Genomic DNA, 15773 nt, shown 5'->3' with positions numbered 1-15773 from the left:
TCATCTTTGTCAAAGTTTTAAACTTTGACAAAGATTATCTACAAGTGAAACTAATTCAAAAATATTTAAAGAAAAAGCTGCGGTAGAAAATAATTTCTAAAACAAAACCTCTTTAGCAATTATATAAAAACCCATTACGAGAACAAACCAGCCAAAAAGCGGTTTTAATTTAGTTCCGTCAATTTTTTTAGAAAGCTGGCTTCCAATTAACATTCCGAGAAGTGCCATTCCCGAAACGCCTAATAAAAAAGTATAATCTATTGGAGTTCCTATATATAAATCTCCTCCAAAACCTATTGAAGAATTGATTGTAATAATCAATAATGAAGTTCCAACGGCTTGTTTCATGGGTAATTTTGCAAAAAACAAAAGTGCCGGAATAATTAAAAACCCGCCGCCCGCACCAAGAAATCCGGTTACAATTCCAACTAAAAATCCAATAATACTTAATTGAATATAATTGGTTTCGGTACTTTTTACTTCTGGAAGGTTTTTTCGAATCATCGAAATTGCCGCCGTTATCATCAAAACCGAAAAGACAATCATAATCAGAAAATCTTTTGAAACGGTATAAGATGCTACAGAAAAAAGTGTCGCAGCAATTTGAGGAAATATAACTTCACGGATTATCAAAATTGAAATTACAGAAGGAATTGCAAAATAAAGTGCCGATTTTAGTTTCAAATTCCCCATTTTATAATGACTGTAACTTCCGAATAAAGCGGTTAAGCCAACAATAAATAAAGAATAAGAAGTGGCCTGATCAGGATTTACTTTAAATAAATACACCAAAATAGGAATTGTCAATATCGATCCCCCACCGCCAATTAAGCCCAGTGAAACCCCGATAATGATTGAAGCAAAATATCCTAAATATTCCATTGCATTTATTTTTATGCAAAGTTGCTTCGGAAATTAGAATCCTACAGTAACATTTATCACAGAAAGAATTATTAAACACAAATTTCACTAATTAACACGAACTCATATGTCACATTGAACGAAGTCGAAATGCTTTGCGGGTTCTCGACTTCGCTCGAACTGACATTTCTGACTAATCAAATCTGTGTTAATTAGTGAAATTTGTGTTTAATAATTCAATCTGGTTTCGGTTTAGTTTGACCAAACCTCGCTGTTCCATTTTTTTAAGTAATCGTGAAACAACTTCTCTTGAGGTATTTAATTCGGTGGCGATTTCTTGGTGTGAAAGTTTCACTTCAGAACAGCCGCAGGCATCAGAATGTCTTTTTAAATAAAACTCTAAACGCTCATCCATAGAACGGAAAGCGATATTATCGACAACTTCCAGAACTTCTTCAAAACGGCTTCTGTAAGTTTCAATAACAAATTCATACCAGGAACGGTGTTCCATCATCCATTTGTCCATCATTTGCAGCGGAATCATCATGACTGAAACATCTTCAACAACTTTTGCCATAATTTGGCTTTTTTCGCTTTTTGCAGTGCAGATCATCGAAATGGCGCAGGCTTGTCCGGGCTGCAGGTAATACATTAAAAATTCACCTCCATCTTCGCCTTCACGGTAAATTTTGATTTTCCCTTTCGTAATCAAAACGGTGTTTTTAATATACTGTCCGGTGCGCATTAAAATAGTTCCGGCTTCAAAATCCTGATGGCTTCCGTTTTCTTCAATGGTAGCGATAAGTTCGCTGGAGAAATTAGGAAAGATGGTTTTTAATGAATTTTGCATGTATTATATTTTTTTTGCCACGAATTTCACGAATTTTCACAAATTAGGTTTGCGTTTATTTTTGAATTGATGACGGATGTTTTTTTGAAATATTGGGTGTTTTTCTATATGTTGAAAATTATTTTTTTGACGCGAATTTCACAAAATTCTAAAAATTAATTCGTGGAAATTAGTGTAATTCGTGGCGAATACTTTTATCAAAAAGAGATTAAATACTATAATTTTTTACAAAGATAATAGATTCGGCTGTCATAAATTGTCAGAAAACTATATTTAAAGGTATTTTGGGTAAATGAAAAAATCCTATTTTCTATCGATTTTCTAGGGTGTATTTTTAAAAATAGTAAGTAAATTTGTGTTTCACTGATTATAATACTTTCTCTAAAACGTTTTCTGAGAATAATAATCGAAATCGCATTTGGTACGTTTTTAATTAATAGAAACGTCGTAATTTTACAAAAACACATTTATTATGAATTTATCACAAGAAGATTGGGTTAATCAGCTTGCTGCTGACGAGAATGCAGTTATACTGGACGTAAGAACTGAAGACGAATTTAATGATGGCTATATTGAAAATGCTTTAAACATTGATATCAATAAAGGTCAGGGTTTTATTTATGAAATCGAAGAATTAGATAAAAACAAAAACTACTACGTGTATTGTCGTTCTGGAGCCAGAAGTGCGAAAGCATGCCAGGTTATGAATGAATTAGGCATCGAAAATGCCTATAATCTGCTAGGCGGAATCCTGGACTGGGAAGGCGAAACCGTACAACCATAAAATGAAAAAGAGGCATAAAAAAGCCTCTTTTTTCATTAAACCACTATTAATAACCAAATAAAAATTACCAGATTATGAGTTTAATTCCAGAAGAGTTTGAGATTAAAAGCCTTATAAATCAAGACACTTACCTTGTAAATGGAGAATTAAAACAATGGACAGGGCAAACCACACCTGTTTTTTCGACTATTTCTTCTACAGAAAAATATACGCCGACATTATTAGGATCTATTCCGTTTATGGCAGAAGCAGAAGCTGCCGAAGTTGTTGAAGCTGCAAATACCGCCTACAATAAAGGGCAGGGATTATGGCCAACTATGAAAGTAGCTGACCGTATTAAATGCATGGAGAATTTCGTTACCCAAATGAAAGAAACCCGCGAAGAAGTGGTTAAACTTTTAATGTGGGAAATTGGAAAAAACCTTGGCGATTCTCAAAAAGAATTTGACAGAACTGTCGAATATATTTACGATACGATTGCCAGCTACAAAGAATTAAACGGACGCAGTGCACATTTTGAAAAAGTGCAGGGTGTAAACGCTATGATTCGCCGTGGACCTCTTGGAGTTGTTTTATGTCTTGGACCTTACAATTATCCTTTAAACGAAACTTTCTCATTGTTGATTCCGGCTTTGATTATGGGTAATACTGTAATCTTTAAACCTGCTAAACATGGTGTATTATGTATTTCACCATTATTAGAAGCCTTTAGAAGCAGTTTTCCAAAAGGTGTTATCAATATTGTTTACGGTAGAGGTAGAGAAGTCGCTTCTCCAATTATGAAATCGGGTAAAATTGATGTTTTGGCATTAATTGGAAACAGTAAATCGGCGATTGCTTTACAAGATCAGCATCCAAATAAAAACAGACTTCGTTTAATTTTAGGATTAGAAGCTAAAAACCCGGCAATTATTCTTCCGGATGCCGATTTAGATTTGGCAATTCAGGAATGTATTACAGGAACTTTGTCTTTTAACGGACAGCGTTGTACGGCATTAAAAGTTTTATATGTTCACGAATCAATTGTAGAAGAATTCAACAAAAGATTTTCTGAAAAAGTGGATGCATTACAATTTGGAAATCCATGGGAAAAAGGAGCTGCATTAACACCGCTTCCAGAAACAGATAAACCACAATATATTCAGGGATTAATTGACGATGCAACAAGCAAAGGCGCAAAAATCCTGAATGAAAAAGGAGGAAAACATACCGATAATTTTATTTTCCCAGCCGTTTTATATCCGGTAAACAGTAAAATGCGTGTGTATCACGAAGAACAATTTGGACCTGTAGTTCCTGTTATTTCTTTTAAAGATATTCAGCAGCCGTTAGAAGATATGGCTGAATCTAATTACGGACAGCAGGTAAGTTTGTTCGGAAAAGATATTAAAACCCTTGCACCGCTTATCGATGCTTTGGTAAACTTAGTATGCCGTGTGAACTTAAACAGTTCTTGCCAAAGAGGTCCGGATGCTTTCCCATTTACAGGTCGTAAAGATTCTGCTGTTGGTACTTTAAGTATTCCAGATGCTTTACGTTCTTTCTCAATTCGTACGTTTGTCGCTTCAAAAGATATCGCTTATAATAATGAAATTTTGCAGGAATTGCTAAACAGCAAGGAATCAAATTTCATTAATACCGACTATATTTTGTAGTATCAAGGTTATATATTAATTGTAGATACCGTCTTTTTCTTTTTGAATTAGGCGGTTTTTCTTTTTTTAAGATGCTGAGGTTCTATCCCGATAGCTATCGGGACTAAGTTTTTAGTTTTTTTTATTCTTTAAAAACATAATTTTATAAAGTTTTGTAACATTATTTCAAAAATTGGGTCTTATTAACATCATTTAATCAGCAAACCAAAAAACAACTTATGAAAAAAAGACTATCTCAATTTGCATTTATTGCATTTTTGTTTTTGGCACAAATCAGCTTTGCACAAGAGCTTTATATGCCTCGAAATATTAAAGAAGCTTACGACAAAGGTACTCGTTCGAAAGACGGAAAACCCGGAAAAAACTATTGGCAGAACCACGGAAAATATACAATGGATATTACCGTAGATGCTAAAACAAAATTGGTCAGCGGAACAGAAACAATCGTTTACGAAAACAACAGTAACGATAGTTTAAGAAACCTTGCGATTCGGTTTGTAAACAATCTTCATAAACCTTCTTCACCAAGAGGCGGGAGCGTAAGTGACGATTTTTTTAGTAACGGATTAACCATTACGTCTTTAAAAGTAGCTGATGTAGTTTATAAAGAAGATGCCAGAAGCTGGGGAACTGTTGGAAATGTGAAATTGAAAAAAGCAATTGCACCACATTCTAAAATTACCATTAATATCGACTGGAATTATCCTTTATCAAAAGAAAGCGGAAGAGAAGGACAAATCGACGAAACTACATTTTTTGTTGCTTATAGTTATCCTAGAGTTTCTGTTTTTGATGATTACAATGGATGGGACAGAATATCACATACAGATCGTCAGGAATTTTACAATGATTTCAACGATTATGTTTATTCCGTAAAAGCACCAAAAAATTATGTAGTTTATGCAACCGGAGATTTCTTAAACCCAGATGAGGTTTTACAGCCGGAGTTTGCAGCACGTTTGAAAAAATCGTACGTGACTGATGAAATCATGCATATTGCAAACGAACAGGAAATGAAAAGCGGTATTGTAACTAAACAAAACGAATGGAATGTCTGGAAATTTGAAGTTAAAAATATCTCAGATGTATGTTTTGGTTTAAGCGACCACTATTTATGGGATGCGAGCAGTGTTGTGGTAGATAAAAAAACAAATCGCCGCGCCAGCGTTCAGGCAGCTTATGATGTAAAAGGAACTGATTTTGTAAATTCAATTAAAAATAATCAATATGCTTTAGACTGGTTTTCTAATAACTGGCCTGGAGTTCCGTATCCGTTTTCTAAAATGACAGCTTTTCAGGGTTTTGCAGATATGGAATACCCAATGATGTGTAACGATTCACAAATGAACGATCCAAAATTTGCTCAATTAGTTCAGGATCACGAAGTAGCACATACATATTTTCCTTTTTATATGGGAATTAACGAAACGCGTTATGCTTTTATGGACGAAGGCTGGGCAACTACTTTTGAATATTTAATTGGAATTGCCGAACACGGAAAAGAAGCCGCAGATAAATTTTATAAAGAATTTAGAGTTGAAGATTATATCAAGGATAAATCTACAGAAGAAGATCAGCCAATAATCACAATGTCTACACAAGTTTCTGGTCCGGGTTATGGAAATAACTCTTACGGAAAAGCTTCTCTTTCTTATATAGCTTTAAAAGATTTACTTGGAGATGAATTATTCAAAAAATCACTGCACCATTATATGGATACCTGGAACGGAAAACACCCAATTCCGTGGGATTATTTTAATTCGATGAATACAGGTTCAGGAAAAAATCTGAATTGGTTTTTCAATAACTGGTTCTTTACCAACAATTATATCGATATTTCGGTTAGTAATGTTTCAAAAAATGCCATTACTATCGAAAATAAAGGAGGATTTGCTATTCCGTTTGATGTGAATATTGTATATGCAGACAACTCTACAGAAACATTACATCAGACTCCGGGAGTTTGGCAGAAAAACCAAAATTCAGTTTCTGTAGCTTTTAACAGTAAAAAACAAATTAAACAAGTTACACTGGATGGCGGTATTTTCATGGATGCTACACCAGACAATAATACTTGGGCAGCCAAATAAAAAATTAAAGAGCCGTCTTTTTCTAACGATTAAGACGGTTTTTTTTATCAGCAAAAAATCTTTTAACAATCAACCAAAATAAAATAACCAATTATGAAAAGCAGTATAGTTAAGATTTTAATGCATAAAATAATCTTGTTTTTTGTTTTTTTAATGCTGTCTAATTTTGGATTTGCTCAGAAAAACTTAAAAATCGAAATAGGAACTATTGATAGTATTTCATCTAAAGTTTTAAATGAAAACAGAAAAATCTGGATTCATCTTCCAAGAAGTTTGCAATATGCAGGCGTTTTTGCAGAAAAAAAATATCCGGTTGTTTATTTGCTTGATGGCGATGCCCATTTTAGTTCTGTTGTGGGAATGATTGAGCAATTGAGTGAAATAAACGGCAATACAAACTGCCCTGAAATGATTGTGGTTGGGATTACAAATACAAATCGTAATCGGGATTTAACACCAACACATTCTGAGATTGATCTTCCGTTTGTACCAAAAGTGGTAAGTGAACAATCTGGAGGCGGAGAAAAATTTGTCGGGTTTCTGGAAAATGAACTGATTCCGTATATCAATACCAAATATCCAACAGCGCCATACAAAACATTAGTTGGACATTCTTTTGGCGGATTAACCGTTATGAATATTTTGACGAATCATACTTCCTTATTCAATTCTTACGTGGCCATTGACCCAAGCATGTGGTGGGACCACGATCAGTTTTTAAAAGAAACCACAAAAAAACTAGCCACAAAAAACTTAGCTAATATTTCATTGTTTCTCGCAGCTGCAAATACAATGGATGATAATATGGATTTGATAAAAGTTAGAAAAGATACAACTGTTTTTACCAGACATATCAGAGCTATATTGGATTTGAATGATTTCCTGAAGCAGAATAAAAAAAGCGATCTTAATTACGATTATAAATATTATAACGAAGATAATCACGGTTCTGTACCCTTAATTGCAACTTATGATGCGTTTCGTTTTATCTTTAAATTCAATCAATTAAAGCTTTCTATACCAGAACAGATTGATTTTAATGCAGCCGTTTTTGCCAAAATTGAAAAGCACTTCAAAGATGTTTCAAAACATTTAGGATATAAAGTGGATGTTCCGGAAAGCACAGTAAATAATTTTGCCTATCAATCGCTTGCCAAAAAAGATTTGGAACTGGCAGGATATTTATTTAAGCTGAATGTTACCAATTATCCGCAAAGTCCAAATGTATATGATTCATTAGGTGATTTTTATGAAGCAAGCGGAGATAAGAAAAATGCTATTGCAAATTATGAAAAGGTTTTAGCGATGGATAAAAACTTTCCTGAAACAAAAGGAAAATTAGATAAGCTTTTAAAATAAAACAGAGAAAATGTCAGGAGAAAAAGATCTTCAAAAATTACTTAAAACAATGAAACCTGAACACAAACAGGGAGATTATGTTTTTTGTAAAGTTGATACTTTAGAGAATTTCAATTTAGATGAAGTTGAAATGTTTTTTAGAGAAAAAGAGGCTATAACGGTTATTCTGAAAGAAGAAATAGCAGTAAAAATGAAATTGGATTACTTTATAGTAATGTCATGGATAACACTTACGGTACATTCTTCGCTGGAAGCTGTTGGCTTAACAGCTGCATTTTCAAAGGCACTTTCAGATCATAATATAAGCTGTAATGTTGTTGCGGCATTTTATCACGACCATATTTTTGTCAATAAAAAAGACGTCGAAAAAGCAATGACTATTTTAAATTCATTTTCAAATTAAAAATTAATATCAGATTAAACTTATTTTTTATTTCACTTTGTAAGAAAAATATTCTAATATTGCAAAATAAAAATAAAGTTTAAATAGATGAAAAATTATTTGATTCTTATCATTTTGCTTTTTTCAGTAAAAAGTATTGCGCAAAATGCTTCAAAAGAGACATTTCAAAAAAATAAATACGAATTGGCTCTTTCTTATTTAAAGAAATCAGAGTATGTAAAAGCTCTTGATTTGTTTTCACTGGCATCGAAAATTAAACCGGAAAACGAAATTGGACAGGAATCATTAAAAGAGATAGATACCTTAAAAGAAATTTTAAGAAAAGATGTTTTAGAAAAAATAAGCGGAACCTGGTTAGTTACGGGCGATAAACCAATTTGGACAGTTACTGCCCATGATGATTTTAAAAACCAAAAAGTTGATAAATTAGTTGAAGTAGCACAGGATAAAATTTTATTTTATGAGCAAGACCGTAAATCAAAAGTAAAAACACTAATTAAAACAGAGGATTTACTTTACTTTAATAATGACAGATCTGATTCTTTATATTCGGCATTTATTTTATCAGACGGGAGGGTTTGGGATTGTATTTTAAATGAAGATAATAAAGTAATGCGCGCCATTAATATAGGTAAATATGGAAAAAAGGGTGTTAAAAAAATAACCGAAAATAATCCTGAAGTTTATTTTATAAGAGCGAAGTAATTCAAAAAATCAATATAATTAGAAAGGGAATCTGTTTTAAGATTCCCTTTTTTATTTTAAAATTAATGTAATTTTGGAATATCAGAAATAAGTATAAAATGGAAATTAAAGCAATTCAGGCTTCACAAACCTGGCAGATTAGACACGAAGTAATGTGGCCGGACCAGCCTTTAGAATTTGTACAATTAGAAGAAGACAATTCAGGATTTCATTTTGGCGCTTTTGAAGATGATAAATTAGTTTCTATAATTTCCTGCTTTATTGAAGAGAAAGAAATGCAGTTTCGAAAATTAGCCACTTTAGTATCATATCAGGGAAAAGGAATCGCTTCTCATCTTTTAGAATATATTTTACAGTTTGCTAAAGAAAGGGATTTAGAAAAAGTCTGGTGCAATGCCAGAACCAATAAAAAGTCTTTTTATGAAAAATTCGGCATGAAAGATACTTTTAAAACTTTTACCAAAGCCGGACAGGAATATACCATTATGGAAATCAATTTATCAAAATAGATTTCCTACATTTCTATAACAAATTAATACTAAGACGTTTATTGTCTTAAATTACTTTAAAAAACCTCATTTTTGAATGTAATTTTAATGTAATAAAAAAATGAAAACGTTTTCGTTTTATATAACTGTTAAACCTTGTTAAAAATTCTTTTTTTGTTTTGATAGTTTTACTACTTTCGCACCCAAATGAGAAAGTTAATAGTATTTTTAGTATTCATGAATTTGCTTCTGCTAGGCGGAGGCCAATATCTTAATGCAAATACTTTTTCTCATCATCATAATCTTGCACAGAAACATAGAGTTAAATTTACGAGCCAGGATCGTGGAACTTCTATAATCGAAGATGCCGATGTTGATCTTGAAGAAGATCTATTAGGAAATGATGATGCTTTACTTACGAACAAGCTTTTTGCTGCTTCGTACAGCTTAGTAGACAACTTGTATCTGGCACTTTCAGATCAGTCTGCTGCGAATGATTCCAATCGTTTTAAAATTTTTACGCCTTCTTTAGGGCATTCAAATCCTATCTACATTACTCAACGAGTATTAAGAATTTGATTTTACAGTATACATCGGTTACCTAAGTCGTGATCTGCATATCTCGTTGATGTATATTATTTTACTTCCGCTTATATGAAAATTAAGTTCTGACTTCAGGCTGGCTGATGCATTTTATCATCTAAAGAAATCATTATTCCAAGCATTCAATCGCTTAATTTCCAAACTAAATCATGAAAAAAATTATCGTGTTCACGGGCTTGTTTGCCCTAGTGTGCCTAACTAGTTGTACATCTAAAAAGGAAGAAAAAGAAGAAGTAGAAAAATTCACGGTTACAAATCCGGTAAGAATTGATACTTCATTTACTAAACAATATGTTTCGCAGATTAAATCTGTTCGAAATATCGAAATCCGCGCCCAGGAAAAAGGGTTTTTACAAAACATTTATGTTGATGAAGGACAGTTTGTAAAAGCGGGTCAGCTGTTGTTCAGAATTATGCCAAACATGTATCAGGCAGAATTATTGAAAGCACAGGCTGAACAAAAATCAGTAGAAATTGAACTGCAAAATGCTAAATTACTGGCAGATAAAAATATCGTTTCTAAAAACGAATTGAGCGTTGCTCAGGCTAAATTGCAATCTGCAAAAGCAGAAGTTGCATTAGCAAAACTTCATTTATCATTCACAGAAATCAGAGCTCCGTTTGACGGAACAATCGACAGAATTCCTTTGAAATTAGGAAGTCTTATCGATGAAGGTGAATTATTGACAAGTCTTTCAGACAACAGTCAAATGTTTGCATACTTCAACGTTTCTGAACCAGAATATCTTCAGTATCAAACCAATGTTAAAGATCGTGCCGAAAACAAAGTGAACTTGGTTTTAGCAAATGGAGATACTTTTAAAGAAAAAGGTAATGTAGAAGTTATCGAAAGTGAATTTGACAATGAAACAGGAAACATTGCTTTTAGAGCAAGATTCCCAAATTCAGCAAAATTGCTTAGAAACGGAGAAACAGGACAAGTTCAAATGATGGTTCCTCTTAAAAATGCAATCGTAATTCCGCAAAAAGCGACTTACGAAATTCAGGATAAAAAATATGTTTTTATAGTTGATAAAAATGATAAAGTAAGCTCAAAAGAAATCACGATTACAGGTGAAATTCCTGATTTGTATGTGATTAAAACGGGACTTAATGAAAATGATAAAATCTTACTTGAAGGTGTTCAGAAAGTAAAAGAAAATGACAAAATCAAATACGAATTTGAGTCTCCTAAAAAGGTAATTAATAACCTGCGCTTAAAAGCGGAGTAAGTTTTTTGTTTCAAGTTTCAGGTTACAAGTTTCAAGTTTTATGCTGAAACCTTAAACCTTAAACTTGAAACATGAAACCCTTTTTTAAACTTCAAATAAGTTTAATCATTAAAAAAATATAAAAATGTTTAATAAATTTATTCAAAGACCCGTATTGTCGATAGTGATATCGCTGATTATTGTCTTTTTGGGAGTATTGTCGGTATTGAATTTACCAATTACCCAATTCCCTTCGATTTCTCCTCCAATGGTAAACGTTACTGCGGATTACCCTGGATCTAATGGAGAGCTTATGATTAAATCTGTTGTAATTCCGTTGGAAAGAGCCTTAAACGGTGTTCCTGGAATGAAATATATGACTTCTGATGCCGGAAATGATGGTGAAGCAAGTATTCAGGTTGTATTTAATTTAGGAACAGATCCTAACCAGGCTGCGATTAACGTTCAAAACCGTGTGGCTTCGGTTACTAATAAACTTCCTCCTTTAGTAATTAGAGAAGGTATTAAGATTACACGAGAAGTTCCGAGTATGCTGATGTACGTGAATCTTTATAGTACGGATAAAAATACCGACATGAAGTTCTTGTACAACTATGCCGATATCAACGTATTATCTGAATTAAAAAGGGTAAATGGAGTTGGTTCCGGAGATATCTTAGGAACACGTGAATATGCAATGCGTATTTGGTTGAAACCAGATCGTATGTTAGCGTATAAAATTTCTGCAGATGAAGTAATGGAAGCATTATCAAGTCAGAGTTTGGAAGCTTCGCCAGGTAAAACGGGAGAAAGTTCTGGTAAACGTTCTCAGGCATTTGAATATGTATTGAAATATTCTGGACGTTTTACAACGAAAGAGCAATACGGAAATATTGTGGTAAGATCGAATGCTAACGGAGAACTTTTGCGTTTGAAAGATATTGCAAATGTTGAATTTGGAAGTTCGATGTATGATATCTATTCTAACTTGAACGGAAAACCTTCTGCAGCGATTGTATTAAAACAATCATTTGGAAGTAATGCGAATCAGGTTATTGAAGATGTAAAAGCAAAACTGGAAAAAATCAAGCAAAAATTCCCAAAAGGAATGAATTATGAAATCTCTTATGACGTTTCTAAATTCCTTGATGCTTCTATCGAAAAAGTAATCCACACTCTTGTTGAAGCTTTTATTTTAGTTGGTATAGTAGTTTTCCTTTTCTTAGGAGACTGGCGTTCTACGGTAATTCCGGCAATTGCGGTACCCGTTTCATTGGTTGGAACATTTGTGTTCATGACCTTCTTTGATATTTCATTGAACTTAATTACGTTGTTTGCTTTAGTATTAGCAATTGGGGTCGTCGTCGATGATGCGATTGTAGTTATTGAAGCCGTTCACGCCAAGATGGAAGAAGAACATCTTTCTCCATTAAAAGCAACTAAAAAAGCAATGCACGAAATTGCAGGGGCAATTATTGCGATTACGTTCCTGATGGCTGCGGTATTTATTCCGGTTGCGTTTATGTCTGGTCCTGTTGGGGTTTTCTACAGACAGTTCTCGATTACAATGGCAACAGCGATTATCCTTTCTGGTATTGTGGCTTTGACTTTAACGCCTGCACTTTGTGCGATGATGTTGAAAAACAACCACGGTAAACCTAAAAAGAGAACTCCTGTAAACATATTTATTGATGGTTTTAACAACAAGTTTAACCTTGCACAAGGTAAATACCAAAATGTATTAGGTAAAATCGTAAACAGAAGAGCTGTTACAATTATCGCACTTCTTGGATTTTGTGCCGGAACATGGTTAATCAGCAGCACTGTTCCTTCTGGATTTATCCCGAATGAGGATCAGGGAATGTTTTATGCTATTATTCAAACGCCTCCGGGTTCATCATTAGAAAGAACAAATGATGTTGCCTTGAAGCTTCAAAAAATATCAGAAACTGTAGAAGGTGTAAAATCAGTATCTGCATTGGCGGGTTACGAAATTTTGACAGAAGGTACTGGATCAAATGCGGGAACATGTTTGATCAACTTAGAAGACTGGAACGATCGTAAACAATCTGTTCAGGAAATTATGACGGAACTGGAAGAAAAATCAAAAGACATTGCAGGTGCAAATATTGAGTTTTTCCAACCGCCGGCGGTACCAGGATATGGAGCTGCGGGAGGATTTGAGCTTCGTTTACTGGATAAAACTGGTACTACAGATTTCAAAAAACTGGAAGAAGTTAATAAAGAGTTTGTTGAAGAATTGAACAAACGTCCGGAATTATCTAACGTATTCAGTTTCTTTAGTGCGAGTTTCCCTCAGTATATGATGAAAGTTGATAATGATTTGGCACAGCAAAAAGGAGTTTCTATTGAAAACGCCATGAATACTTTGTCAACTCTTGTGGGAAGTAACTACGAGATCAGTTTCATTAAATACGGTATTAACTATAAAGTAATCGTTCAGGCTGCTCCTGAATATCGTGCACAGCCAGATGATATCCTGAAATTATACGTGAAAAATAATCGTGATGAAATGGTTCCTTTCTCTGCTTTTATGAAGTTAGAAAAAGTATACGGACTTTCTGAAATTACGAGACATAACATGTACACTTCTACAGAGATTAGTGGTGGACCAGCTCCGGGATACAGTTCTGGTACAGCTATTAAAATCATTCAGGAAATAGCAGCTAAAAAATTACCTAGAGGTTATGATATTGATTGGGCAGGTATTTCTGCCGATGAGGTTGCACAAGGTAATCAGGCAATTTGGGTATTCTTAATTTGTTTAGGATTCGTTTACTTGGTATTAGCAGCTCAGTATGAAAGTTTTATTCTTCCATTATCAGTAATTCTTTCTTTACCTGCGGGTATTTTTGGAGCTTTCCTTTTATTGAAAGTTGCAGGATTAGAAAACAATATTTATGCGCAGGTTGCCATGGTAATGCTTATTGGTTTATTAGGTAAAAATGCCGTATTGATTGTAGAGTTCGCGATACAAAGGCACGCAGCAGGAAGAACCGTTTTAGAAGCTGCAATGGAAGGAGCAAAAGCAAGGTTCCGTCCTATCTTGATGACTTCATTTGCGTTTATTGCGGGATTATTACCGCTTGCATTTGCAACTGGTCCGGGTAAAATTGGTAACAGAACTATTGGTACTGCGGCCGCTGGAGGTATGCTTATAGGGACTATTTGCGGAGTATTTGTAATTCCGGGCTTGTATTACATATTTGCCAAAATTGCTGAGAAACACAAACTGGTAAAACATGAAGAAGAAAATCCATTAACAGAAGAAATTGATAACAATCATGTATAAAGTTAAATTATATCAATACAGTATTGCATTGGGTTTATGTCTTGCCGTGGCAGGATGTAAAGCCCCTGCAGCTGAAACAGCAAGTACAAGCGCTCCGGTTCCGGAAGCATTTGGAAACGTAAAATCGCAGGACACCACAAATACATCGACTTTAAAATGGAAAGATTTCTTTAAAGATCAAAACCTTGTAGAGTTGATTGATGTTGCTTTAAAAAACAATCAGGAACTAAATATGACTTTGCAGGAAATTGAAATTGCAAAGAATGATATCAGAGTTCGTAAAGGTGCTTTGTTGCCAACTGTTGGCGTTCGTGCCGGTGCAGGAATCGAAAAAGTTGGACGTTACACAAGCCAGGGTGCGGGTGATGCTACAACTGAAATTAAACCGGGAATCGAAACTCCAGATCCGTTACCGGATTACACAATTGCAGCTTATGCAAACTGGGAAGTAGATATCTGGAAAAAACTGCGTAATTCTAAAAAAGCAGCTGTAAACCGTTATTTAGCAACTGTTGAAGGTAAAAACTTTGTTGTAACAAATCTTATTGCTGAAATTGCTGATTCTTATTACGAGTTATTAGCTTTAGATAGCCAATTAGAAATTGTAAAACAAACGATTACTTTACAGACAAACGCTTTAGAAATTGTAAAAATTCAAAAGCAGGCTGCAAGAGCAACTGAACTTGGTGTTCAGAAATTTCAGGCTGAGGTTTTAACTTCAAAAAGTTTGGAGTTTGATATTTTACAGAAAATAAAGGAGAACGAAAACAAAATCAACTTTTTGTTAGGACGTTATCCGCAGGATATTAAAAGAGACAAAACCAATTTTACAGATTTGCTTCCGGCAGCTGTAAACTCTGGAATTCCTTCTCAATTGTTAACGAATCGTCCAGATGTTAAACAGGCAGAATTAGAATTGGTTGCTGCAAAATTAGATGTAAAAGTAGCTCGTGCAGAATTTTATCCTTCATTGGATATTTCGGCAGCTTTTGGAGTTCAGGCCTTTAAACCATCTTATTTGTTTACATTTCCAGAATCGATTTTATATTCATTAGCCGGAGATATTGCTGCGCCATTAATTAACAGAAATGCGATTAAAGCAGAATTTTCTAGTGCTAATGCAAGACAGCTTCAGGCGTTGTACAATTACGATCGTACGATCTTGAATGCGTATTTAGAAGTTTCAACTCAGCTTTCTAAAATTGATAATCTTCAAAAAGGTTACGATTTAAAATCACAGCAAGTTGACGCTTTAAATAAATCAATTGATGTATCTAACGATTTGTTTAAATCGGCAAGAGTAGATTATTTTGAGGTTTTGATGACGCAAAGAGATGCATTAGAAGCTAAATTAGAATTAATAGATACTAAAAAAGAACAATTAAATGCTGCAGTTCATGTTTATAGAGACTTGGGCGGCGGATGGAAATAATATTGCCTGTTAATTTGTA

Annotated in this window: 13 protein-coding genes; 11 read left to right on the top strand and 2 right to left on the bottom strand. The window is 33.9% G+C overall.

Features of this window, described 5'->3' with window-relative positions:
* Nucleotides 1-96: 96 nt before the first annotated feature.
* Both J2Y38_RS02700 and J2Y38_RS02695 read right to left on the bottom strand, forming a co-directional pair.
* A complete protein-coding gene (locus J2Y38_RS02700) occupies nucleotides 97-882 on the bottom strand; it encodes a sulfite exporter TauE/SafE family protein (protein ID WP_309839341.1) in 786 nt (261 codons plus the stop codon).
* A 187-nt stretch (nucleotides 883-1069) separates the two neighbouring features.
* Nucleotides 1070-1711: a Crp/Fnr family transcriptional regulator gene (locus J2Y38_RS02695; RefSeq protein WP_291146887.1), complete on the bottom strand. Its 642-nt coding sequence runs from the start codon at nucleotides 1709-1711 to the stop codon at nucleotides 1070-1072.
* Between the two features lie 472 nt (nucleotides 1712-2183).
* On the opposite strand from J2Y38_RS02695, the gene J2Y38_RS02690 reads away from it, so the two are divergent.
* The 11 genes from J2Y38_RS02690 to J2Y38_RS02640 all read left to right on the top strand — a co-directional run bounded on the left by J2Y38_RS02690 (nucleotide 2184) and on the right by J2Y38_RS02640 (nucleotide 15754).
* Nucleotides 2184-2495, top strand: a complete 312-nt coding sequence (locus J2Y38_RS02690; RefSeq protein WP_053473922.1) for a rhodanese-like domain-containing protein — start codon at nucleotides 2184-2186, stop codon at nucleotides 2493-2495.
* A 74-nt stretch (nucleotides 2496-2569) separates the two neighbouring features.
* On the top strand, nucleotides 2570-4150 hold the full coding sequence (locus tag J2Y38_RS02685; protein ID WP_309839338.1) for an NADP-dependent glyceraldehyde-3-phosphate dehydrogenase: 1581 nt from the start codon (nucleotides 2570-2572) through the stop codon (nucleotides 4148-4150).
* A gap of 218 nt (nucleotides 4151-4368) precedes the next feature.
* The gene (locus J2Y38_RS02680) at nucleotides 4369-6240 is read left to right on the top strand and encodes a M1 family metallopeptidase (RefSeq protein ID WP_309839337.1); all 1872 of its coding nucleotides are present in this window, start codon (nucleotides 4369-4371) and stop codon (nucleotides 6238-6240) included.
* Between the two features lie 93 nt (nucleotides 6241-6333).
* Nucleotides 6334-7599, top strand: coding sequence for an alpha/beta hydrolase-fold protein (locus tag J2Y38_RS02675; protein ID WP_309839335.1), 1266 nt, complete (start codon nucleotides 6334-6336; stop codon nucleotides 7597-7599).
* 10 nt (nucleotides 7600-7609) lie between these two features.
* Nucleotides 7610-8002 (top strand): ACT domain-containing protein, encoded by a 393-nt coding sequence (locus tag J2Y38_RS02670; protein WP_309839333.1) that lies wholly within the window; start codon nucleotides 7610-7612, stop codon nucleotides 8000-8002.
* A gap of 87 nt (nucleotides 8003-8089) precedes the next feature.
* Nucleotides 8090-8707 carry a hypothetical protein gene (locus J2Y38_RS02665; RefSeq protein WP_309839331.1) on the top strand — a complete coding sequence of 206 codons (618 nt, stop codon included), beginning with the start codon at nucleotides 8090-8092 and terminating at the stop codon, nucleotides 8705-8707.
* A gap of 98 nt (nucleotides 8708-8805) precedes the next feature.
* Nucleotides 8806-9216, top strand: coding sequence for a GNAT family N-acetyltransferase (locus J2Y38_RS02660; protein ID WP_309839329.1), 411 nt, complete (start codon nucleotides 8806-8808; stop codon nucleotides 9214-9216).
* Between the two features lie 186 nt (nucleotides 9217-9402).
* Nucleotides 9403-9774: a hypothetical protein gene (locus J2Y38_RS02655; RefSeq protein ID WP_309839328.1), complete on the top strand. Its 372-nt coding sequence runs from the start codon at nucleotides 9403-9405 to the stop codon at nucleotides 9772-9774.
* A gap of 173 nt (nucleotides 9775-9947) precedes the next feature.
* The gene (locus J2Y38_RS02650) at nucleotides 9948-11030 is read left to right on the top strand and encodes an efflux RND transporter periplasmic adaptor subunit (protein WP_309839326.1); all 1083 of its coding nucleotides are present in this window, start codon (nucleotides 9948-9950) and stop codon (nucleotides 11028-11030) included.
* Between the two features lie 124 nt (nucleotides 11031-11154).
* Nucleotides 11155-14322, top strand: coding sequence for an efflux RND transporter permease subunit (locus J2Y38_RS02645; protein WP_180858071.1), 3168 nt, complete (start codon nucleotides 11155-11157; stop codon nucleotides 14320-14322).
* Nucleotides 14315-15754, top strand: coding sequence for a TolC family protein (locus J2Y38_RS02640; protein WP_309839324.1), 1440 nt, complete (start codon nucleotides 14315-14317; stop codon nucleotides 15752-15754). Before J2Y38_RS02645 ends, J2Y38_RS02640 begins: the two co-directional genes overlap by 8 nt.
* Nucleotides 15755-15773 lie beyond the last annotated feature (19 nt).

Origin of the sequence: Flavobacterium sp. 2755 (assembly GCF_031455715.1) — a bacterium.
In the GTDB taxonomy this organism is placed as follows: domain Bacteria; phylum Bacteroidota; class Bacteroidia; order Flavobacteriales; family Flavobacteriaceae; genus Flavobacterium.
This window is presented reverse-complemented; position numbering and strand designations above follow the sequence as displayed.